The sequence below is a fragment of the Acetobacter pasteurianus subsp. pasteurianus LMG 1262 = NBRC 106471 genome (assembly GCF_000285275.1).
Lineage (GTDB): Bacteria > Pseudomonadota > Alphaproteobacteria > Acetobacterales > Acetobacteraceae > Acetobacter > Acetobacter pasteurianus.
In genome coordinates, this window is record NZ_CADO01000006.1 from 1 (window position 1) to 23290 (window position 23290).

19 protein-coding genes, 1 tRNA gene, 1 pseudogene and 1 riboswitch are annotated in these 23290 nt (G+C 49.1%); of the genes and pseudogenes, 13 read left to right on the top strand and 8 right to left on the bottom strand.

Annotated elements, in window-relative coordinates; all coding sequences use genetic code 11:
• Window positions 1-328: 328 nt before the first annotated feature.
• Window positions 329-404, top strand: a tRNA-Glu gene (locus APA10_RS02100).
• 403 nt (window positions 405-807) lie between these two features.
• On the opposite strand, the gene APA10_RS02105 is transcribed toward APA10_RS02100, so the two are convergent.
• Window positions 808-1764 (bottom strand): alpha/beta hydrolase, encoded by a 957-nt coding sequence (locus APA10_RS02105; RefSeq protein WP_003631387.1) that lies wholly within the window; start codon window positions 1762-1764, stop codon window positions 808-810.
• A 253-nt stretch (window positions 1765-2017) separates the two neighbouring features.
• Here APA10_RS02105 and APA10_RS02110 point away from each other — a divergent pair.
• Window positions 2018-2363: pseudogene (locus tag APA10_RS02110) on the top strand (outer membrane beta-barrel protein); the annotation flags it as partial.
• Between the two features lie 115 nt (window positions 2364-2478).
• Here APA10_RS02110 and APA10_RS02115 read toward each other — a convergent pair.
• From APA10_RS02115 to APA10_RS02130, 4 genes are read right to left on the bottom strand one after another with little or no spacing between them, the layout of a single operon-like run.
• Window positions 2479-3162, bottom strand: coding sequence for a Fe2+-dependent dioxygenase (locus tag APA10_RS02115; protein WP_003629229.1), 684 nt, complete (start codon window positions 3160-3162; stop codon window positions 2479-2481).
• 15 nt (window positions 3163-3177) lie between these two features.
• Window positions 3178-3717: a hypothetical protein gene (locus APA10_RS02120; protein WP_035365764.1), complete on the bottom strand. Its 540-nt coding sequence runs from the start codon at window positions 3715-3717 to the stop codon at window positions 3178-3180.
• A 42-nt stretch (window positions 3718-3759) separates the two neighbouring features.
• Entirely contained in the window at window positions 3760-4476 is a 717-nt protein-coding gene (locus tag APA10_RS02125; protein ID WP_174714354.1) for a tetratricopeptide repeat protein, read from the bottom strand.
• 47 nt (window positions 4477-4523) lie between these two features.
• Entirely contained in the window at window positions 4524-6833 is a 2310-nt protein-coding gene (locus APA10_RS02130; RefSeq protein WP_035365765.1) for a TonB-dependent receptor, read from the bottom strand.
• A gap of 452 nt (window positions 6834-7285) precedes the next feature.
• Between APA10_RS02130 and exbB the strand changes: the two genes are divergently transcribed.
• The 3 genes from exbB to APA10_RS02145 are packed head-to-tail and all read left to right on the top strand — an operon-like array spanning window position 7286 to window position 9374.
• A complete protein-coding gene (gene exbB, locus APA10_RS02135) occupies window positions 7286-8062 on the top strand; it encodes a tonB-system energizer ExbB (protein WP_174714355.1) in 777 nt (258 codons plus the stop codon).
• A gap of 5 nt (window positions 8063-8067) precedes the next feature.
• The gene (gene exbD, locus APA10_RS02140; RefSeq protein ID WP_003629234.1) at window positions 8068-8517 is read left to right on the top strand and encodes a TonB system transport protein ExbD; all 450 of its coding nucleotides are present in this window, start codon (window positions 8068-8070) and stop codon (window positions 8515-8517) included.
• The gene (locus tag APA10_RS02145; protein ID WP_003629235.1) at window positions 8514-9374 is read left to right on the top strand and encodes an energy transducer TonB family protein; all 861 of its coding nucleotides are present in this window, start codon (window positions 8514-8516) and stop codon (window positions 9372-9374) included. Before exbD ends, APA10_RS02145 begins: the two co-directional genes overlap by 4 nt.
• 54 nt (window positions 9375-9428) lie before the next feature.
• Here the strand turns inward: APA10_RS02145 and APA10_RS02150 are convergent, their stop codons facing one another.
• Window positions 9429-10370 (bottom strand): LysR family transcriptional regulator, encoded by a 942-nt coding sequence (locus tag APA10_RS02150; RefSeq protein WP_080587107.1) that lies wholly within the window; start codon window positions 10368-10370, stop codon window positions 9429-9431.
• Between the two features lie 93 nt (window positions 10371-10463).
• Between APA10_RS02150 and APA10_RS02155 the strand changes: the two genes are divergently transcribed.
• The 7 genes from APA10_RS02155 to APA10_RS02185 all read left to right on the top strand — a co-directional run bounded on the left by APA10_RS02155 (window position 10464) and on the right by APA10_RS02185 (window position 19729).
• Window positions 10464-11519 (top strand): aromatic ring-hydroxylating dioxygenase subunit alpha, encoded by a 1056-nt coding sequence (locus APA10_RS02155; RefSeq protein WP_035365767.1) that lies wholly within the window; start codon window positions 10464-10466, stop codon window positions 11517-11519.
• Between the two features lie 368 nt (window positions 11520-11887).
• A complete protein-coding gene (locus APA10_RS02160) occupies window positions 11888-13192 on the top strand; it encodes a dicarboxylate/amino acid:cation symporter (protein WP_003629238.1) in 1305 nt (434 codons plus the stop codon).
• A 363-nt stretch (window positions 13193-13555) separates the two neighbouring features.
• A complete protein-coding gene (locus APA10_RS02165) occupies window positions 13556-15148 on the top strand; it encodes a carbohydrate porin (RefSeq protein ID WP_003629240.1) in 1593 nt (530 codons plus the stop codon).
• Window positions 15149-15225: 77 nt separating this feature from the next.
• A riboswitch (cobalamin riboswitch) is annotated at window positions 15226-15464 on the top strand.
• A 42-nt stretch (window positions 15465-15506) separates the two neighbouring features.
• Complete coding sequence (locus APA10_RS02170; protein WP_003629241.1) at window positions 15507-15971, top strand: DUF2147 domain-containing protein; 465 nt, start codon at window positions 15507-15509, stop codon at window positions 15969-15971.
• Window positions 15972-16083: 112 nt separating this feature from the next.
• A complete protein-coding gene (locus APA10_RS02175; protein ID WP_080587108.1) occupies window positions 16084-16758 on the top strand; it encodes a sorbitol dehydrogenase family protein in 675 nt (224 codons plus the stop codon).
• 21 nt (window positions 16759-16779) lie between these two features.
• Complete coding sequence (locus APA10_RS02180; RefSeq protein ID WP_003629243.1) at window positions 16780-18417, top strand: GMC family oxidoreductase; 1638 nt, start codon at window positions 16780-16782, stop codon at window positions 18415-18417.
• Window positions 18410-19729, top strand: coding sequence for a c-type cytochrome (locus APA10_RS02185; protein WP_003629244.1), 1320 nt, complete (start codon window positions 18410-18412; stop codon window positions 19727-19729). The genes APA10_RS02180 and APA10_RS02185 overlap by 8 nt, the downstream gene beginning before the upstream one ends.
• A gap of 104 nt (window positions 19730-19833) precedes the next feature.
• Here APA10_RS02185 and APA10_RS02190 read toward each other — a convergent pair whose 3' ends face one another.
• Window positions 19834-21288: an NAD-dependent succinate-semialdehyde dehydrogenase gene (locus APA10_RS02190; protein WP_003629245.1), complete on the bottom strand. Its 1455-nt coding sequence runs from the start codon at window positions 21286-21288 to the stop codon at window positions 19834-19836.
• A gap of 85 nt (window positions 21289-21373) precedes the next feature.
• Between APA10_RS02190 and APA10_RS02195 the strand changes: the two genes are divergently transcribed.
• Window positions 21374-22684 carry an MFS transporter gene (locus APA10_RS02195; protein WP_173402430.1) on the top strand — a complete coding sequence of 437 codons (1311 nt, stop codon included), beginning with the start codon at window positions 21374-21376 and terminating at the stop codon, window positions 22682-22684.
• Window positions 22685-22698: 14 nt separating this feature from the next.
• On the opposite strand, the gene cobU is transcribed toward APA10_RS02195, so the two are convergent.
• Entirely contained in the window at window positions 22699-23253 is a 555-nt protein-coding gene (cobU, locus tag APA10_RS02200) for a bifunctional adenosylcobinamide kinase/adenosylcobinamide-phosphate guanylyltransferase (protein WP_003629246.1), read from the bottom strand.
• Window positions 23254-23290 lie beyond the last annotated feature (37 nt).

Sequence of the window (23290 nt, forward strand, 5' to 3'; positions counted from 1 at the left end):
GCCGTGCAGTTCGCCTCAATCATCATCCTGCTTAACTGACGACACGCTGTAACAAAGGCTAGCTTACGCCCAAAAAACATTTGAGAAATTTATGTTCTCCGCAGTTTGTTGTTGACCCCATGCACCAGCATTACCGTTGCTTCATCATTCCTGGCCATCGTGATTACTTCTGGAAACAGTCTTTTTCCGTTACTCCTATCCATGCATCTGTCCGTATTCCGCCACAAATTGAGCATTTGCCTGCATTTTCCTAGCAAACGCATATGCACCTTAAAGAATCTTCTTGTGCTCAAGATGTTTTTCTCGTAGGAAGCCGCATCAGCCTCTTGTCCCGTTCGTCTAGAGGCCTAGGACACCGCCCTTTCACGGCGGCAACACGGGTTCGAATCCCGTACGGGACGCCACTTTTGCTCAAAACTAAAAACCTTCAGGTTTCGTTTCGGGTGGCTTAAGATAAGCAGGTTCAGAAATCTGCCTTTCCTTTCAAAAATACAGGCACTCCGTTCTTTACAGGCTCGATTCCTCTATCGAGCTTGCGTCACAAATGCCGAGAGCAAGAACGGCTCCTCGACGATCCGAGGTACGGTCACGCACGGGATCGTTCTGCTGCAGGCATTGCTACACCTAACGGAACTCACTGCGGAAAATAATAACGGAAGCATCCATCATGATCACCTCATTCGGTGATGTCTTCCATCCGATAGTTTTGACTTTGAGCACATTGAACACATGCATGCCCGTATTAAGTCTGATAGATCAGAAGATCATGATGTGCCCTAGGTTTTATAAAACAGAAAAATGACGCTTCTAAACGAAAAGTACGCGTTTTAGAGCAGCAAAATAGGAGTGTCTGAACTGTATGCTCAATGGTGCATCAGGAATGAATACATCAAACACGTGATAAGCACCGGGAACGACACAGACTTCTGTTGGCACACCTGCTGCCATCAAGCGCCGTGCATATTCGAGATCCTCATCCAGAAACAAGTCTAGCGACCCAACCCCGATATAAGCTGGCGGCAGCCCTGCCAGATCTTTCGCGCGAAACGCCGCTGCATATTCAGAAACGTCTGCGCTTCCAGGCGCTTTGCCCAGATAAGCATTCCATGCGTAGTGATTGGCGGAACGGGTCCATATATACTGCCCCAGTTCCGAAGACGGCATGACAGTGGTGCCCGTTCGATCATCCAACATGGGGTAGATGAGCAACTGGAAAAGAACTTTCACTTCTGCTCTGTCTCGTGCCAGCAAGGCAAGACAGGCAGTTAAACCACCTCCAGCACTATCCCCACCAATGACAAGACGATCACGATCAATTCCCAAATGAGCGGATTGCTCATGAACCCACTTCAGAACAGCATAACAATCCTCTATCGCCGCTGGGTATGGAGCCTCGGGCGCCAGGCGGTAATCAACTGAAAAGATCACCAAGCCCAGTTCGTTCACAAGCTGTCGGCATCTCGCATCATCCACTTCTGGCGTACCGCTGACAATGCCGCCGCTATGAATGTAAACCAGTGCTGGTGCATGCGGATGTTTATCTTTGGGCCGGTAAATCACGACCGGAACATCCGGAGCGCCAGAAGGCCCGGGCACATGGCACTCTTCGAGAGTGACATCTGGATATTCGGTAACCGGCACATTGCGAATAGCCGCGATAAACGCCTTACGGGTTGCTGCAAGGTTTTGATCTGAAAGACCATCAAAGGATGGCAGGACTTTCAGAGCTTCCCTGAATTCTGGGGCAACAGAATTTTGAATCATGAAGATTTCTCCGCGTTGTTTCTCCTCACGATAGATCGGATTATGCAGATACGGGCATCACGTATAACTGATTGAACAGAAAGTGTTTTTACCGTGTCTTATTCTGGCCAGTCGTCAGATTTCAAAATAAGAAACACGTAACCTCTCTGTCAGCAGCATCTGGCCGTGCAAATTCTGCCGAAGCACTTTTGTGTCGTATTAAACAGTTCGCAACACAATATCCGCAAACGACATTTGGCTAATAATATTCCGAAGCAGACCTGAAGAGGAAGAGGCCATGAAGCCCAAGGCGGGCAATCTGTTCCATGTCAAACCCGGCCATTCCCCCATATTGGGAAGGGCTGGAAGGGCATGTCTCCATTGAAGCGGGGATTTCAGGCAACCCCTGGACACGCTCTGGCCGCAACTTTGCGCAGTATTATTCAGATCGCGCCAATACGGTCACGCTGAACCAGATCATTGGTTCCCTGTCCCATCCGGTAACGTCCGTAGGCAGTGGGTATGGCATCGGCTTTGTGCTCGAAGCCATGTATGGTTCCGATGCACGGTTTGATCCCACAATCGGCATGGGTTCTGGCTCCCTGCACGGTCTGTATCAGTGAGCACCCACGCAGGCGCATATGGAATTTCATAACTACGTCCGGCTTTGAAATATTATAGATCTACATTCAAATAATATAATGAAATCCCATATTATGCTGTTAATTCAAGAATCTAAAGCACAGCCCACTGCCGTAACAAATTATGATATGTAGCCGTCAAACCAAGAACAGCGGCGTGATCATCCGATAGCTGCTTCCTGATATCCATAATTGATTGGTCAAATTGGTATAAAAGCGTGCGCTGTGTATCGTCCGCTACCATGGATTGAGACCAGAAAAAAGAAGCCCAACGGCTACCACGTGTTACCTTTGCCACACTATGCAAACTGGTAGAGGGATAGATAACCATATCCCCTGCGGGGCAGCGGACTTTTTGATTGCCATATGTATCCTGTATAACAAGTTCGCCACCGTCATACTCTTCCAGATCACTTAAAAATAATGTGGAGGAAACATCTGTACGAATACGAAAACCTGTTCCCGGCAAATGACGAATGGCATTATCCACATGGGCATGAAAACACATTCCCGCATCATACCGGTTAAACAATGGTGGAAAAACGCGTAACGGCAGCGCTGCGCTGTTAAACGTCGGATTGCGCCCCAACGCTTGCAGAATAATCTCTCCCAACTCTTGGCTTTCTGCACTTTCCTGGGGGATCTGAAGATTAAACTTTGCTTTTGCAGATTGATCCCCTGCTGTAACCTTACCGTCAACCCATTGCGATTTTTCCAGTGTTTTACGGCAATAGGAAATTTCTTCGGCAGTTAGCACATTAGGAATATGAACAAGCATAACTGTTCTTACCGTTCAGCTAGGTTTTGCGTGAGAATGTTTGTGATCATTGCCAGAATGCTGAGGCAAAATTTTCAGTAGCTCATCTGAAGCAGACTGGCTTGATCGTGAAGCAATTTGCTCCAATGTTTCTGATGTAGAATGCACGGTATAACCATCCTGCGTTAAGCGTGCGCCTAACTCATCTGGCGAGACGTGCAGTAAAGGTGCCAAATCTGTAAGCGGAGCATGCGTTAAAACCGGAAAAACCCGAGCAGCCGGGTTACCTCCCTTATGGCCAGTTGTTAGCATAAAGGCCCCAGCCGCTACTAAAGATGCCGTACACGCAACTATCATGGTTTTATTACGAAAGTAGAGCAGGAACTGAGACCAGTTACGCCACATATGCATAAAAAAGGGCAGCAATAATACCATGCTAAGCCATGTATGCATGGAATGGAACATGCCTGGCATCCAATGGAAAAATAGGGCTGTTCCAGAAACAGCTGAAACAATAAACAAACCGGTGATCAACGGAGTGGAGTATTTCTTTATAACGATATTCATTGAAAACATACCCTGTTCAAACAGAAATATTAATAAAACGTAGTGTTTATCCTAAACATTCTCACAAGAATGAAAAAAGCGTTCTTTTGCTCTTTCTACGATTTTGCAAAAGCGTGCGTCTGTCACTCCACAGAGAAATTGTTCTATGGCCAAAAAAACATCCCTAAACCCAAGATCAAGCGCTCCTTCGAAGCACTTTAAAGCCGCTTCTTTTTCTCCGTACAACAGGTGGTAACGGGCCATATTGAGATATCCCCAGCAATCTCCAGAATTTATGGCAGCTCTAAAAAAAGCAATGGATTTTCTCTGGTCAATTTCAGGAATAAGCCCATCCTCAATAATAAGACCAAGCATATTAAATGCTTTAGAAACACCATGCTGCGCAGACATAACATACAAATTATATGCCTTTTGCGGATCTTTTTTTACGCCTTTCCCAACCAAATAAAGATCTGCCAGATTAAACATGGCACACCCCTCTCCCATGCTCGCAGCATGAGAAAAATACATTGCTGCAACAGATGCATTGCGCGCAACGCCCCAGCCGCGCTCATACGCACGCCCAAGCATGTTTAATGCACGAGGATCTCCAGAGCGTGCTGCAACTTCAAACATACTAAAAGCATCTGAAAATTTACCGTTATTCAGATAAATCTGCCCGAGCATGAGCTGCACATTCACTGTGGATACAGAATGACATGCCTTGTCTTCCGGGGAATCTTCATCAAGCTTACCAACACCTATAGCAGGCTTCATAATTCGCACCATAACAACAAGGCATGTACCATGATTTTCTTATATCTTCTGATATATTATTAGAATGTCACGCCAATGTTTCCGATAAAGTACCGACCTGATGCAGGAACAGCGCGTGAACCAGAGAAAGAAGAAGCATAATTCAGCTTATTGGTGATATTGTTGGCATTAAACGACACACGATAATGCTTGTAATCCCAAGATAACATGCCATTCAGCAGAAACGTATTGGGAATGCGTGCCGTATTAGCCGTATCCGGGCCTGCCCAATATCCGGATGAGTATTGTACGCCACCACCAATTTTTAGCGTACCCCATTCTGGGTTCAGCAGTTGCCTGGAAAGATCATACGAGCTCCAGACAGACATTGTATTATGTGGCACCTGTGGAGCAGTTTTCCCGTTATCTCCGGTGCTGCTATGGGTTACACGCCCATCCATATAGGAATAGGATGCAAAAATCTGCCAATCCCGTGTAAGCTTACCATTGGCGCTTAGTTCTACGCCACGGATACGTCGGCCACTTCCAGAATCTGCAAACCCTGTTTCCATATCACCGTTTACATCATAGTAACGGGAATTATTTTCACTGATCTGGAAGAAAGCAACTGTTGTTCCCAAGCGTTTGTGTAGAAAATCTGCCTTACTGCCAAACTCAAACAAATCACTCCGCTGCGGTGAAAGATTCACGCCTTTTTGCGCAACATCACCTGCTTGTGGCTTGATTGTAACCAGAGAGGATACATCAGTTCCTACTGGCTTATAGGAACGTGCAAACGTAAAGTAGAAAGAAGCATTCTTCAAAGGAGAATACATAATGCTGGCAGATGGACTCCAGCGATCAGATTTCTGCTCTGCACGGCCCTGCGCAGCCTTGGAGCGCGCATAATATGTGCTGCTGAAGGAATCCCAACGCCCAGTTCCAAAAAGAGAAAGCTGCTTAGTTAACTGTATACGATCAGAAAAGAACAATCCAACATCTCTGGCATTTGCATTTCCGTAACCAGAAGATGGAAAACTAACTGACGTGCCAGAATAAGAATATTGTGGATTACGAATGGTCTGGTTATTCACCCGGTTGGTAAAACTACCGGGCCAACGGGAATCACTTGCGTAGTTTACATCTACACCAGCTTTAATATCGTGATGTACAAATCCTGTTTTAAATTGTGATCGTCCCATCAGGATGTTTTGCACACCCCATCCTTCTTGACGGTAAGCAGCACCACCACCGGCACCATAAGGTAATGCGTAGTTACCACCAGCCAGAAAAGCTGTTGCACAAGCACCAGAACATGCCGCAGGCGTTGTAGCTGTATAATCACGATTATACATACTTAAACGCGTATCATTCGTGAGCGTAAACCAGCGTGAAATCTCGGATTTAAGAGAGGATGTCAAAGAATGAATGTTGGAACGATCGAAGTCGAAATTACGTGTATAGCTGGTGTTTCGAGACAGACCATATTCCGTAATGGGGCGGTAAATTCCATTCACCTGGATCATACTCACACCATAATCGGGCTTGCTATCACTGTTGAGCCACTGCCACGTTAAATGCCAGGATGTTTTGCTACGCAAACCAACGCCAAAATCTACAGCAGCACCGTACCTATTTGAGGTGACATTATTACGGTCAACAACATCCTGTTTATTGAACATTCCGTTGACACGAATGGCCATATCATCATTGATCTGATAATTGATATCACCCACACCGCGGAAGAGCGGGCCACTTCCAAAGGACTGATCATAACTGTAGCTGTTGCCTGCATGTGCATGCTTTTGGCTTTGGTTGATAACCCCACCAACATTGCCTGCACCAAAGTATTCGCCTGATGGCCCTTTAATAACTTCAACGCTTTCCGTATTGAAAACATCTCGCGTATATGTGCCAAAATCACGCAGCCCATCGGTGTAAATATCCTGTCTGGCCTGCAAGCCGCGGATACGAAACTGGTCACCATTCAGACCCCCAGCTCCTTCCCCCGTTGAAAGTGTAATGCCCGGAACATTGCTCAGCGCCTGATCCAGCGTGAAAGCACGCTGTTGCTTCATGAGTTCCTGTGGCACAACGTTAATGGTTTGAGGAGTATCACGCACGGAAGCGGGCATACGTGAAATGTTCAGTATTTTACTGTTTGTATTCCCTGCCTCATAAGATTCATTTTTAGATTCAGCATGTCCTCCCACCCTTACTGCGGAAAGTTTAATAGAGGTATCGGAAGAGGAAGGCTGAAGCGGTTGCGCCGCATCTTCTGCCTGCGCTTTGCTTTCTGTAACACCCAACCCAACAGACACCCCCAAGGCAACAGCCACACGCAGGCCCTTGCCTTGTGAACTCGGGTGAGACAACTCTGATCGACTCATTTGCCGCACTCCTGATGAACCCCAGTTTCTGGTTCACCTTAACTAAATAATAGGGACGAAACGGCTACCTGATAATCATTCTCATCTTATGAGGCAAATGATTATCAATATCATATATTATCAAATCGCATGAGGTGTGGTTTTGCCGCAACATGTTGTTGATGGCCAGAGATTACCTACAAACTATATGCGATAAAATAAATTTTAATTTTTCAATATGTTAGAAAGACATTCCTATCTACAAACGATCTTTGACCAACCAGACCATACGGGGTGTTTGCAAAATATTAAGACATTCACGCTTAGATGATAGTGATTCGCACTTGCGTATTGGTGAACGCTTTGTTATCTGCTGCTTGAGATATGCCTCGCGTGAGAAAGCATAAGGCACCTGTTTTCCAATTACGCCATCGGTTGTTCCTTACAGGTTCTCCTGCGTATCGCTTCATTATATGTATTGCGAAAGTACTTGGTTTCTTATGCCCTCATCAGAATCATCTCTTCAGATCCCTCTTTCTTTTTCTCCATGGGAAATGTTCCTGAATGCGGGTTCTGTTGTGCAATGCGTCATGGCACTTCTCGCATTGGCCTCGCTTCTGACATGGACCATCTTTATCGCCAAATCTGTTGAGTTTTTGAGTGTTCGTAGAAAGCTGAGAACAGCAGAAAAAACTTTGGAAGAAGCTGGCACATTAGCCTTGGGTGAAAAAGGCACACGCCAAAACAGTATTGCCCACACACTGGTGATGGCAGCAGAAACTGAAAAAGCTGTTTCGCACGATATTCCCAATGACAACGAAGGCCTTAAGGAACGTATTGTTTTACACCTTGAACGTCTGGAAGCCGCAGAGGGGCGCCGCTTAATGCGCGGCACAGGCCTGCTGGCCACCATTGGTGCAACATCACCTTTTATTGGGCTGTTCGGTACTGTGTGGGGGATTATGACATCCTTCACAGGTATTGCCGCCAGCAAAGCCACCAGCCTTGCTGTGGTGGCTCCGGGCATTGCGGAAGCCCTGTTAGCCACCGCGCTCGGGCTTGTAGCTGCCATTCCCGCGGTGGTCATCTATAATCATCTTGCACGCCAATCTGCATCTTGCAGAGCACAAGTGGCGGATCTGACATCCCTTGTCATGCGACTGGTTTCTCGTGATCTGGGCCGAGCGCATGTACTGGCAACCAGTGCTCAGATCACCCCTTTTGATATCAACCGAATGGCTGGGGAATAAGCCATATGCGCCGCATCCAGCATGCAGATGAAAATCCACACGAAGCAAGTGAGATCAACGTAACGCCATTCATTGATGTTATGTTGGTGCTTTTGATAATCTTTATGGTTACGGCCCCCCTCACCACAGTCAACGTGCCTGTAGATCTGCCTTCATCAACAGAAAAACCAACACCACGACCAGAAAATCCTGTTTTTCTAACAGTGAAAGCTGATCACGCACTAGCCCTTGGTGAAGACAGTATATCGGCTGAAAACCTACCCCAAGCGTTAGAAGCAGCAACCAAGGGAAACAAAGATGAACGTATTTTCCTGCGTGCTGATAAAACGGTAGATTACGGAACACTCATGGGGGTGATGGATAAACTTCGCTCTGCCGGTTATCTCAAGGTTGCTCTTGTTAATTTGCAAGGACAAGAAGAGGGCTCTGCTCCAGCGGCAAAGACCGAGCCATGAGCGCAACAACATATAAAAATATAGCAGGAAAAGTGCATTCAACAGCTTTTTCTGATTGGAAAATTCAACAAATACGGAAAGCCCGGCAAGAAGATACCTTCCGTTGGGGCATATCTTTTTTAATTGTCGTAGCCACAACGGGTGCGGCTACTTTATCTTTCCTGCACATGCCGCATACAGCTCCCGCCATACCGGAGCCTCCACCAGCAGCCATTGCCATTGATATGGCACCAGAACCTGTTGCCACTCCTTCTCCACCTACAGATGCACCTCCCGGCCCTCAGCAAACAATTTCAGAATCAGATCCTTCTCCCGTTGATCCCGCCAAACTGGAAGCCCCTCCTGCGCCAGTTCCGCATCCACCTATTCCTGTTCCCCAACCTGAAAAACTACATAAAATTGTGAAAAAGAATAAACCTACAGTAAATCTTAAAAAACCAGTTCCTGACAAAACACCACCGGCAGAAAAAACAACGGCTCCTCCCACATCCAAAGCACCACCGGCTCAAACACAAGCCGCACCTATTGAAGGGTCATCTTCCTCTCATGCTTCCCAAAGCCCCAACACATGGCAGGGAGCTTTGCTTGCTCGTTTAGAGAAATATAAACGTTACCCGGCAGAAGCCATGTCTGCTCATCAGGAAGGTACGCCAAATCTGCATTTTACCATGGACCGGAAAGGGCGTGTGCTTTCTGCCCATATTGAAAAAAGCTCAGGCCATTCATTGTTGGATAGTGAAGCTTTGGCACTGGTGCGGCGTGCTGAGCCATTGCCTAGCCCACCCGATAGTGTGGCAGGTGATTCTATTACACTCACCGTGCCCATCGAATTTTATATGGAACACGCACAGGATTAGAAATCCTGCCTAGGCCAATAATATTTTCACAGAGCATAAGGAAATATTTTTCCTTCATACCATTTTTTGACGCAAGAGCGCCCATTCTGCCTCTACGTTATCTGCAACGCGCCGTGCCACAGCAGATAAAGGCCGCGCACGATCATGCGCAAGCGCCAGTCGGAAAGGAGGAATATGCGCTCCTGCCAAAGGGGTAAAAGCCATGTCTCCATTCTGAACCTCATCCATCACGTCCAGATAACTGAGAATGGTAATACCCAAACCAGCCTTCACCAATGACTTTATCATCTGCACATTATTGGCTCCAGAAATCACATTTGGATTTACCAGAGTATCCGCTTCCAGTTTTGCAAAAACAGATGCAAGTGCCAATGGCTTTTCTGGCACAATAACAGGATATTCAGCACATACCGAAAACCGAGCAGAAGAATGCTGCGTAACTGGATGCTTCGGAAGGCTCACTACTCCTAGCGGGAAAGAAAGCATTGAACGCACTTGCAAATCTCGCAAATCTGCAGGGTCTAACAGAAATGCCAGATCTCCCTCTCCCGCAAAAAGACGTTCTCCCAGCTCTGCATTATCGTGGATATGCATATTCAAAACAATTCCGGGATATTGTTCTTTAAGGCGCGCAGCAATGCTGGGTAAAAATACACGCGCCAAAGCCTCTGGCGCCAAAATATCTATGCGTCCACGGCGCATACCTTTTAGATCATCAATCTGACGGTTCAGGCTTTCAAAATCCTTCGCCCACCTGTTGGCATGTGCATAAAATAACTCGCCCACCGCAGTTAAACGCATGCCGGAAGAAAGACGCTCAAATAGTGGTGTCTCAAGCGCCTGCTCACCCAGAAGAATGTGTCTATCAATTGCCGAAGCCGCAATATGCAGGTCTTCCGACGCTTTGCGGATGGAGCCATGCCGTGCCACAGCCAAAAAATAGATCAGAAAGCGCGAAAATGGGTTCATTTGCCTGTTCTCAATTTGAGAATGCATACTGCATGAAATAGATATATCCGATAATATACGCTTGATGAAACACTACCTCCTAAAGGAACGGGAAACCTTTCCCATTTAGGAGATGAAGCTGTGACGCCCCCAACCTGTGCCCGCCCCACCGAGAGCAGATTGCCCCGCGAGCTCAGTTTTGACGCTGATGACTGGCTTATTCTCGCCTCATACTGGCATCCCATTGCCCTTGTGCGTGAGCTGGAAGACAAACCTTTAGGCGTTACGTTACTTGATGCACCATTGGTTATTTATCGGGCAGGTGAAGAAATTGTTGTGGCAGATGATCTGTGCCCGCACCGTGGCGTGCCACTCAGCATGGGCAAGGGTAACGGCCAGACAGTTGCCTGCGCCTATCACGGTTTCCAGTTTGGCCATCAAGGCCAGTGTGTACGTATTCCCGCCCACCCGGATAGCGCCATTCCTTCCCGACTGAATCTGCGCACTTATCCTGTGGTAGAAAGATATGGCTTGATCTGGACGTGCCTACGCCCACAGGACAATGAAGATATCTCCATTCCTTCCATGCCACATTGGGATGAAGCTGGCTTTCAACAGATCAACTGCCCATGGATAGACATTGCCGGTTTTGCTGGCAGGCAGGTTGAGGGCTTTATAGATGTTGCCCATTTTGCATTTGTGCATACAGAAACTTTTGCAGACCCAGACAACCCTGTTGTGCCAGCTTATATGCCCAAAATGACACCCTATGGGTTTGAGGCAGAATACCGCAGCAATGTAGGCAATTACCCTATTGGGCAATCAGAACGCGGGCGGCCGGATTTTGAATGGCTGCGCCATTTTCGGGTGCATGTTCCCTTTACTGCCACACTGGAAATTCATTTCCCCGACAACGGGAGGCTGGTCATCATGAATGCAGCTTCTCCTGTTTCCGCAAAAAAAACACGCATGTTTGCACCCATGTGCCGCAACTTTGATACCGATCTGCCTTTGCAGGATGTTTATGATTTCAACCAGAAAGTCTTTGAAGAAGACCGTGCCTTGGTAGAAGCCCAAAAGCCTGAAAACCTGCCGCTTGACCCTTCCCTGGAAGTGCATGTGGTGGCAGACCGCAGCTCCATTGCCTATCGGCGTGCCTTACGCAACATTGGCTTAAGCCAGTTCTTTACCGCCTGAAAAGATACAATCATAACTGCCCTTCTTCCACGAAAGCCGCGCCCGTTTAACCAGCGCCGCTTTCATGTGAACAAAGAAGCAAGCTTACCCACCCTGAATTGCTAGCATTCAAAATAAAAATATGGTCAAACCCCACTTCATTACATTCATGTAATTATATCGCTGTAATCTAGAGTCTTCGCGCTGAATATTCACCTTACACACTGCTTGACCCCGGAAAACTCAAGAAAAAGAGATATACCCTCTCTTCCCAAACGATATAAACACGCGTTACCTTACGTGAGTCTGCGCGTATATTCTTGATATAACACTATATATTTCATCAGAATGCACCACAGGCACAAAAACAAGAACAGAAAGTTTTAGGCGTGCTTCCATCATCTGCTCCCCTTTCCAGTTCACACCAACGCTTCCTTTACCTTCAGGTTCTGGTGGCTGTGGGTGCAGGCATTGCCGTAGGTGCAATGTTTCCCTCTGTTGCTACGGCACTTAAACCGCTGGGAGATGGGTTTGTTAAACTTATCAAAATGGTCATTGCACCTGTTATTTTTCTAACTGTGTGCACAGGCATTGCTGGCATGGCGGACCTTAAGCAAACAGGCCGCGTAGCAGGTAAAGCCATGCTATATTTTTTGTGCTTTTCCACTTTGGCGCTGGCTATTGGCATGCTTGTGGCCAACGTTCTGCAACCCGGTGCTGGCCTACACATTCGGCCAGAAAGCCTTGATACAAGTTCTGTTACACAGTTTGTAAATGCTGCTGCGCAACATCATTCCTTTTCAGATTTTTTGCTACAAATCATTCCCTCCACAACCGCTGGTGCGTTTACATCTGGTGAAATTTTACAGGTTCTGCTGGTTGCCATCTTGTTTGGCATAAGTCTGGCCAAAATGGGCAAAGCGGGTGAAACCGTTCTCAACCTGTTTTACAGCCTGACAGAACTTGTTTTTGGGGTTGTGCGTTTGGTGATGTATCTGGCCCCTATTGGGGCTTTTGGTGCCATGGCCTTTACCGTTGGTAAGTTTGGCCTGCATTCCATTCTACACCTTCTTGCCTTGGTACTGACATTTTACCTCACTGCCATTCTGTTTGTAGGCGTTGTTCTGGGTATTGTGGCGAGATTGGCTGGCTTTAGCATTCTGCGGCTATTGGTCTTTTTAAAAGAAGAGCTGCTGATTGTATTGGGCACCAGTTCTTCCGAATCTGCCCTGCCCGGTCTGATTGCCAAATTGGAACGGGCAGGCTGTTCCCAAGGGATTGTAGGGCTGGTTGTACCCATGGGCTATTCCTTTAATCTGGATGGCACCAATATTTACATGACACTTGCCGCACTGTTTATTGCACAGGCAACTGATGTGCACCTTAGCTTTCAGGAACAGCTTGCCCTGCTTCTGGTGGCTATGGTGAGTTCTAAAGGTGCTGCTGGTGTGACGGGAGCGGGCTTTATTACTCTGGCTGCAACACTTTCTGTTGTGCCCAGTGTACCTGTTGGGGGCATGGCCCTGATTCTGGGTATTGACCGTTTTATGTCTGAATGTCGTTCCCTCACCAATCTGGTTGGAAACGCTGTTGCTGCTATTGTTGTCTCGCGCTGGGAGAATGCGCTGGATGACACGCAACTTCATGATGCCCTGCACGCGCAACCACAGATTACAAAAACACCTTCGGCCTGATTATTATTTTCCGTAGGAAGTTCTCCTAGCTTCTTACGGATTTCTTGCATACGTGTTTTGACACAAAACTTGTTGTAACATTGTAACTTCGTAAACTTTTTCTTGAATATTCGTTATAACAGAAAAAAATCCTTGAATCTTTCTATTCGTAATTTAATTTCCATAATTCGTAATAATAAAAACAAAAACAAACGCGGAAACGAGAAAATGTTTGCAGAAATTACAAAACCTGTTTTTTAAAGAGAAAGTTGCCAGCCACCTTTCACTTTAATCTCTGTATTTCTTTCCCCTTGCTTCAGAAATACGCCGTTGCTTCATGCTAACCGCAGGCAATGGCCATTCTTGCGCCATGAGGATCGGGCGATGCCCTTAACTGATATCATTTCAAATTCAGAACAAAAAAGATCATGCTATCGGCAGGATTTTTTATCCATTGCCCGTTTACTCTACGCCGGAACAGTTCTTTTCACATTGGATATTGCTCTTAAAGCTTCCACTGCATACGCCCAGCAGAATGAACCCGCCAAATCTCTTGAGAAACCCGAACTGTCTTCAAAACCTATTATCAACGCTGAAACACCGAAAAAACACAAGCGTCCAATAGCAGAAGAACGTCTGGAAGCTTTGTTTGATACAGAAAGTCTTTCCTACCTGCTAAACCACAATAATACAGCGTTACGTAGGCAGGATATCAGCGCTGGCTATTTTGTTGCTGAACAGGCTTTTGGCAATCTAGCTCCCGGCCTTAAACCCTGGCGTGACAGGTTAAGTGAGCACGGCTTTACCTTTGAGTTAACCTATAAAGGTGAAGGCATGGCCAATCTTGCCGGCGGCCTTTCAAAAGGTATGGATTACACGCACGAAATACGTGCCAGCATGCTGTTTGATCTGGGCAAGTTAACCGGTTGGAATCCGCTACAGGGCTGGTACCTGCATGGCATTGTGATGAACCGTGAAGGCCGGCAGGTTGGTTGGGATCATGTTGGGGAAAGAAATGTACTTCTCACAGAAGTATGGAGCATCCATGGTCCGGCAGCGGCTCGTCTGGCAGATCTGTATCTGGAAAAATCTTTCCTCAATAACCGCATCAATATCAATGTAGGGCGCATTTCACTTACGCACACATATTCTACTTCTATTTTGCTGTGTACGTTCATGACCATGTGTTCTGCGCCTATGGCTATAAGAGAACCGGCGGGTTGGAGCGTTTACCCCAAAACATCATGGGGTGGCACAGTACGCTTTCGGCCAACGCATGATCTTATCCTGCGCACTGGTATTTATCGCATCGGCCCTAAAGCACGCGATAACACAGGTTGGGCATGGGGCGATGAGCCTTATACGGGCATCCAAACGCCTATTGAATTAACGTGGGAACCATTTTTTGGCAGGCGCAAGCTTCCCGGTCATTACAAAATCGGCTTTGGCCACGATACTTCACCTTACCCTGACATGGTTGGCACCATTCCCGCCGCTTTTGCGGGGTCTGTGCATCCACATAAGCTCAAACCGCGTGATACATTTTATATAGAGGCAGATCAGATGGTGTATCGCAGCCATGGCGAACACCAAATGGCTGGTGGATATGTATTGGCCGGGTTCATTCATAACACGCCAAGTAACTCTACATTCTCAAACGAATTTTATGCTGGAGCTTCCCTTCTGGGCATTATCCCTCACCGGCCATTGGATCGTCTGGGCGTAATGTATTCCTATTACCAGCTCAGCCCCCGTTTGTCCTACGGGCAACGCATGCAGGAAGCCGCTGGCGTTCCGCTTGGTCCTTATATCAATGGGCCACAAACGCATTCCGCGATTCTGGAAGCATATTACGGCATTCCCGTCACACCGGGCCTGGTTGTGACACCGGAGTTTGAATATATGATGCGCCCCGGAGAAACCTCGGTTATTCCCAATGCGATTCTGGCTGGGCTTAAAGTTATTGCTGCCCTGTAAGGCAAATTGAGGCGCAAAAACATCTCACCTGCTCTGCTTTTCCCATACTGGCACCAAGCCCTCTTATTGCTAGAATAAACGCTTGAACAGATGGATGGTGCTGCGCAAGCAGCTTGAAAGGGAATGCCGTGCACGGGTTTCTGCCTCATATTGAAGCAGAAACTTATAGTCGGCAGCTGCTCCCGCAACTGTAAGGGGAGGTTAGGCCTGCTGCCGGTTACGGCTAGCCACTGGCCGGTCATACGGCTGGGAAGGCAAAAGGTCTGATAACATCATATCCCCAAGCCAGGAGACCTGCCTCCATCAGGCACATAACACCGGGCGGGATGAACCGGTAGCGGCAGGACAAGGCAGTAAAATGTACAAACATGCCTTTAGCTCATTTATAACAGCACTGCTTTTTGCATGGGGCAGCATACCTTCTCATGCTTATGCACAAAGCGCCTCCATACCAACTATAACAGGACAATGGATTACAGAAGACGGCAAAGGCGTGTTCGATATCCATACATGTGACGATAAGATGTGCGGGAATCTTGTCGGGTTAAACCTAACACAGGATGAAGAGGCTTCTGGCCGCAGAAAAACAGAATGTAACCTTCAAATGCTCAAAGGCTTCCACCCCATGGAAGACCGGCATGACCATTGGAAAGGCCATATTTTTGACCCTCAAAGCAAAAATACTTACGATGCCATTATATGGGTGGCGGAAGACGGCTCCCTGAAACTGCATGGTTTTTTAGGTTTGGAACTTTTTGGCAGAACAGATACGTGGCAACCATTTCATGGCCATATAGGTAATAACTGCCGCATTAACCCCTGAGCATACCTGCCTCAACAGGCCATGAAATAGGTATTATGCCGTTATAACAGGTTGCAAGCTCAGGTCTTCTCTATAAAACCATTCAGAATTTGGAATTCAATATTTCTCCGCAATGTTTCATTCCAACAGGGCGGAGCCCGGCTTTGTAGGGAGAACCCGAAGAATGAGACAAACGCACAAGGGGCAGCCTGTAGCGGAATGGTGTGCATCCCCTAACGCCATGCGCCTGAACAAGCTTTTACGCATGTCCCGGCGAGATGTGCTTTTAGGCGGCATTGGTCTTTCTGTTGCAAGCACAACGGGGGCAGTCCTTGCAGCGGATACCGCTCCTGCCACCCCAAACAATGAAGACCTGTCCGGTTTTATGCAGGTATCCCAGCGCCTGACAGATAGAGATACGCTGAACCCCCAGATTGGCGCGGCCCTGTATGCCAACATCGTGCATGCCAATGCAGATCGAAAAGACAAACTCAATGCTCTGCATGCCTTGCTGGAGCGGGAAAAATTTACAACAGCATCAGCCTTTGCGCATGCAGCAGAGAAATCTGATCCAAAGCTTAAAGATGTCATCCACGAAATTCTAACCGGCTGGTACCGAGGCATTGCGGATGGCAAGGTGGTTGTTTACCGCTCTGCCCTGATGTTCGACATCACCAAAGATGCCGTTTACCCCAAAACCTACGCAACGGGCGGCCCATTCTACTGGACAAGCAAGCCACCAGAAGTTGCACGCCCCAAAGGGCACCCTGCACTTTCTGCTTCCGCCCTTGTTATCGAACCGACCTGATCTTACGGGATACCCCGCCTTATGCCCTCCGAAGAAAATCTTTCAGCCGACGTTGTGATCGTAGGATCAGGCGTTGCAGGTAGTTCTATTGCTAATGAGCTGGCGCGTGCCGGTATTTCCGTCATTGTGCTAGAAGCTGGCCCGCGCGTTGACCGCCAGCATTTTGTAGAAAACTTCCGCAATCTAGAAAACAAGCCTTCCTATCAGGGGCCATTTCCGGCTGTCCCTTGGGCACGGCATCCGCCTGATCAGCAAACCCCGAACGATTACCTGCACACCACCGGCCCGAATGCCGAAGCCTATCAGCAGGTTTACCTGCGCATGATGGGTGGCACTACATGGCACTGGGCTGGTTGTGCCTGGCGCTACCTGCCATCAGACTTTGAACTGAAAACACGTTACGGTCAGGGCCGCGATTGGGCTTTGACATATGATGATCTGGAACCCTTTTACTATCAGGCAGAAGTCATGATGGGGGTTTGCGGGCCAGATCCTGCGGTGGAAGACCTTGGCTCCCCCCGCAAGCAGCCTTATCCTATGGATGCACTGCCCATTTCCTACGCTGCGCAGCAGTTCCGCAAGCTGATTCAGGAAAAAACACCGTGGCGCGTGGTGCACGAACCACAGGCGCGCAACACGCGCCCGTATGATAGCCGCCCAACATGTGAAGGGCATAATAACTGCATGCCAATCTGCCCTATTGGGGCCATGTATAACGGCAGTTACTCCGTTTACCATGCAGAAGCCGCCGGGGCTAAATTTATCCCCAATGCTGTGGTGTATAAGATTGAGCGAGACAGCGCGAACAAGCGCGTAACCGCCGTGCAATACTTTGACCCGGACAAAGGGTCTCACCGCGTTACGGGCAAATATTTTGTTATTGCCGCGCACTGCATTGAAACAGCCAAACTGCTGCTGCTTTCTGCCGATGAACAAAGTCCCGATGGCGTTGCCAACAGTTCCGGCCATGTTGGCCGCAACATGATGGACCATACAGGTGTGCAGGTAACCTTCATTAGTGGTGACCAAGCTCTGTGGCCGGGCCGTGGACCGCTGGAAACGAACGTGATTGACAATTTCCGTGATGGAAACTGGCGTACGGATCGTGGTGCCTACCTTGTGCACATGGTGGATGATAACCAGGTGGATCTGGCCACGCAGTTGGCAATTTCCAAAGGTTACGTTGGCCGGGAACTGGAAGAACAGATCCGCTATCTGGCTTCGCACACGGTGCGCCTGTTCAGCCATAACGAAGCCCTGCCAGACCCCAATAACCGCCTTACACTCAGCAAGGATCATAAGGATATTCTGGGGATCCCGCACCCGGAAGTGTACTACAAACTGCCCGAATACACCGTGCGCAGTTGTGAACATACACGCTATGTTTTCCGTGACCTTATCAAGCTGATGCACGGCACAGATGAACAGTGGACCCCAGGCTACTTCCCGCAGGATCATCCCGCAGGCAGCACCATTATGGGCACAGACCCCAAGGATTCCGTAGTGGATGGCCATTGCCGGACGCATGACCATGACAACCTGTTTATTGCCAGTTCCTCGGTTTTCTCAACCGTTGGCACCGGCAACATCACCCTGACTGTAGCCGCCTTGGCGCTACGTGTTGCCGATACGCTGAAAAAAGAACTTGCTCATGCCTGATTTTTCCAAAACCTTGCGCGTCCTTCTTTCAGCAAGCACGGTAATTGGTGTCTGTGCCCTGAGCCAGACACCTGTGCATGCAGAAGATGCAGCTCTAGATCAGGCAGTGTTGGATCGTGGTGCCTATATTGCCACTGCGTCAGATTGTATTGCCTGCCACACCAAACCCGGTTCGCAGCCTTTTGCTGGTGGCCTGAAAATTGCAACACCTATGGGTGATGTGATTTCCACCAACATTACGCCAGACCCAGACCACGGTATTGGCAAATACACAGAGCAGGACTTTGAGCAGGCTGTCCGCCACGGTGTGCGCAAAGACGGGGCTTACCTGTACCCTGTTATGCCTTATGTTTCTTACGCAGGTATGACGGACCAGGATGTGCATGCACTTTATGTGTGGTTCATGCACAGCGTAAAACCGGTAGCCAGCGCCCCAGCAGAAACAACACTGGTGTTCCCTGCAAATATGCGTAGCGCAATGGCGGCATGGAACTTTGTAACCACCAAGGAAGAACCAGAAAGCGGGGATTCCAGCACATATGATCCGCTACGCCGGGGTAAGTATCTTACCAATGCGCTGGAACATTGCGGCACCTGCCATACACCCCGTAACTTCATGCTAAGTGAAAAGCAGGACAGGTATCTGGCTGGCACTTCGCTGGATGGATGGTACGCTCCCAACATCACCTCCAGCAAAACCGGCGGTATCGGCAACTGGAGCGAAGACGATATTGTTGCCTACCTGAAAACCGGCCACGCCAATGGCCACGCGCAGGCAGCAGGCCCTATGGCAGAAGCCGTGGAACATAGCACCAGCCACCTGACAGATCAGGACCTGCACGCCATAGCCACTTATATTCATCAAGTGCCAGCTATGGATGATGATATGGAACATCAGGCACGAGATAGCTTTGGCAAAGCCATCGAAGCGCAGGACATCCGCCAAAGCGCCCCTACCCGAATTGATGATCTGACCGAGATGGACGGGCAACATGCGTATGATGCCAACTGCGCAGCCTGCCATGGCCAGACTGGTATGGGCACAAAGGATCAATACGCGCCTTCATTGTTCCACAACTCCACTGTGGGTAGCGCACGGCCAGACAACCTTATCATGACCATTCTGCACGGGGTACAGCGTAAAACCGAAGCAGGCGATGTATCCATGCCGGACTTTAGCGGGCATTCAGACGTGCAGCGTTTAAGCGATGCTGAAATTTCCAAGATCGTGAATTATGTGATGGCAACCTTTGGTAGTGGAGACCCACACGTAACAGCAGATCAGGTTGCGCAGTTCCATAAGGACAAATAACAGCCACCCACATACAAGGTGGTTGAACCACACAACAAAAAGGGCGGAGGGATTTAAACCCCTCCGCCCTTTTTTACATGATCTTCAGAACGAAGACTGAAACCTTAGAAAGAAGGCTTTTCGTGAAAAGCAGATACCAGACGTGTAATGGTATGTGCCTTTAGGGCTTCTGGCCCACCTTCCGTGCCATAACCGGAATCTTTCATGCCACCAAAGGGCACTTCCGGCACGCCAATACCGTGGTGATTAACAGCAACCATGCCGGCTTCCAGCTTTTCACCCAGCAAGCGTTCCGTACGTTCACAACGTGTGTAAACATAAGCTGCCAAGCCATATGGCAGACGGTTGGCTTCCGTTACCGCGTCAGCCAGATCAGAATACTCATCCATAATGGCAATCGGGCCAAAAGGTTCTTCCTGCATCACCCGCATTTCCAGCGTTGGCTTCAGCACCAATGTGGGTGGGAAGAAGCACCCATCATTCGGCATGGAAATATCAGGCTGCCACAGTTCCGCACCTTTCTGACGGGCATCATCCACCAGTTCGGTCAAGGCTTTTACGCGGCGCTCATTCACCAATGGCCCCATGGTAACGCCTTCATCCAGACCATTGCCGATCTTGAGCGCACTCATCTGGGCTTTGAATTTTTCAATAAATGGCGCTGCAATTTCCTTGTGTAAAAGGAAACGTGTGGGAGCAATGCACACCTGCCCGGCATTACGGAACTTAGCTGCTGCCAGACGTTCGGCAGCGGCATCCAGATCTGCATCTGGGCACACAATAACCGGACCGTGGCCACCGAGCTCCATGGTTACTGGCTTCATCTGCGCACCAGCCAACGCTGCCAGATGCTTGCCTACAGGCGTAGAACCCGTGAAGGAAATTTTACGCACAACTGGATGAGCGATCAGATACTCAGAAATTTCTGCCGGCACACCATACACCAGAGAAACTGCACCCGCCGGAATGCCGGCATCACAGAAACACCGGATCAGCTCTGCCGGAGAAGCAGGCGTATCTTCCGGAGCCTTTACGATAACCCCACACCCTGCGCCCAAAGCGGCACCCAGCTTGCGAGCAATCTGGTTGATGGGGAAGTTCCACGGCGTAAAGGCAGCCACAACACCTACAGGGCGGTGCAACACGCGCTGTTCTACATAAGGCGCACGCGGTGGCACGAGCTCATCGTTCAGGCGGCGGCCTTCTTCACCAAAATATTCAATAACACCGGCAGCGCCCTGAATTTCAATAATTGCCTGAGCAAGGGGTTTACCCTGCTCCTCACTCATAATACGGCCGATCTGCTCTGCCCGTTCACGCAGAAGATCTGCCGCCTTGCGCATAATCACAAAGCGATCCCACGCCGTAAGGTTACGCCATGCCTGGTAACCTGCCTGCGCACCCGCAACCACTTTTTCCAGATCAGCCTTGGAAGCATGAGCCACCTGCCCAATAACCTGACCCGTAGCCGGATTGGTTACTGGAATGGTACGACCATCTGCCGCATCTTGCCATTTCCCGGCCACCAATAGCTGCGTGCGTATTTCTTTTTCTGACATCTACATCTCTCAAGCAGAACGGGCAGACATCCACCATGGAGCCTTTGTCCGGATTTTTTTTGCTGACACCATTTTATGTACTGCCATGCAAGAAAAAAGAGGTCTATACACCCCAGCGCATAATGGCTTCCTGCCCGGTTCAGTTCCATCCGGCAGGGCTATTATCCTTCAAACCCTCAGTTGTATCAGTAGAAAGCCCATGCTTTTCAAAACCCTGTCCGGTCAGACAATCATCGGGCTGTGCGCCTTGTTTGCTGCCACTTTTACGGCCATTACCAGCGAAGTTGCCCCCGTAGGGTTGCTGATAGATATGGCAAACTCCTTCCACATTACGGAAGGTAAGGCTGGTCTGGCAGTCAGTGCATATGCGCTGGTTGTGGCGCTGGCGGCGGTGCCGCTCACCATTCTTACAGCTAAAATCAACCGCAAGACACTCATGCTGTGGGCTCTGATAGGCTATATCGCCTCTAACCTCATTGCCGCTTTGGCCCCCACCTTTGCCATTTTGTGCTTAGGCCGTGCCGTGGGCGGGGCTGCCCACGCGCTCATGATGTCCATTGTTTCTGCCTATGCCGCGCATCTGGTGCCCCCTCGTATGACAGGACGCGCCATTTCCTTTGTATTTGGCGGTACATCTTTGGGATCTGTTCTGGGGGTGCCCGGCACTGCTGCCATTGGACAACTGGCAGGCTGGCGCGTTTCCATGATGGTGGTAACTGGGCTGGCCGCTATTCTGACCGTATGCATCGCATTTTTTCTGCCCAAGGTGGAAGCATCTTCCAGTTCCGTGCATCTACCTTCATTCCGCACACCCGGTGTTGCGCGCGTATTTGCGGTGGTGATTGCCGTAAACACATTGTTCTTTCTGGGGCATAACCTTCTCTACACCTATGTTTCACCATTGCTGATGTCTCATGGGCTGCCGGAAAGCGCGCTGAGTATCGCCCTGTTGATTACAGGTGGCGTGAGTATTCTTGGATTATGGGCTGCAGGGCAGATGGTGGATTCCAAGCCAGCACTCGGGTTGCTGGTAGCTGGCCTGATTACCGCATGCGGTATGGGTTCACTCTGCGGTTCCCTCCTCAGTGGGTGGAGCGCAGTTGCTGCTGTTGGCCTGTGGTGTGCTGGGTATGCCGCACTTATTCCGGTTATTATGTCTGGGGCTATTCGCAGCCGTGCCACCACGGCTGATATTGCCGGTGCAGCCGTAAACGCCAGCAGCAATGTGGGTATACTGTTTGGGTCTGCCGCAGGGGGTATGATTTTAAATACCGCTGGGCTTTCCGTCCTGCCGCCCATGGCCGTTGGTATTGTTATAATGGCCACTGCATTAGGGCTATGCAGCCCCGTTGCCTTCCCACGTGTGCTGCATGATCACTCAGAATCCGAAAGTTGATATAGGGCTGATAGCTATAAGGCTTTCCCCTTAAGCACTAATGGCAGCCCTGCTGCCACAAAAACAACCTGCCCTGCCTGCGCCGCTATTCGCTGGTGCAGGCGCCCGGCTTCATCCCTAAAGCGGCGGGCCAAAGCATTTTCTGGCACAATCCCCAGCCCTACTTCATTGCCCACAAGAATGGTGGGGGCCAAGCGCTCTGGCAACACTTCCAACAGGCGGTATGTTGCTTCCTCAATGTTTTGGTCATCCAGCAACATATTGGTCACCCACAAGGTCAGGCAATCTACCAACACAGGCAGATGCGCATAGGTTTTTAACACCCATGCAATGTCAAATGGCTCTTCAACCGTTTGCCACCCCTGTTCTGTTCGACTGGCCTTGTGGTGTTCAATCCGTTCCTGCATTTCTGCATCAAATGCCCGACCAGTGGCCAGATAGATCCAGGGCGATGGCAGGGCTGTCAGCATTGCTTCGGCCAGACCACTCTTTCCTGAACGTGCGCCCCCCAAAATAAGAACAGTACCCTGCGCCCCTGTTTCTGTTGGATTGAGAGATAGGACACTCATGGTATATGCGCCTCACTATTTTTGTTTGCTTACATCC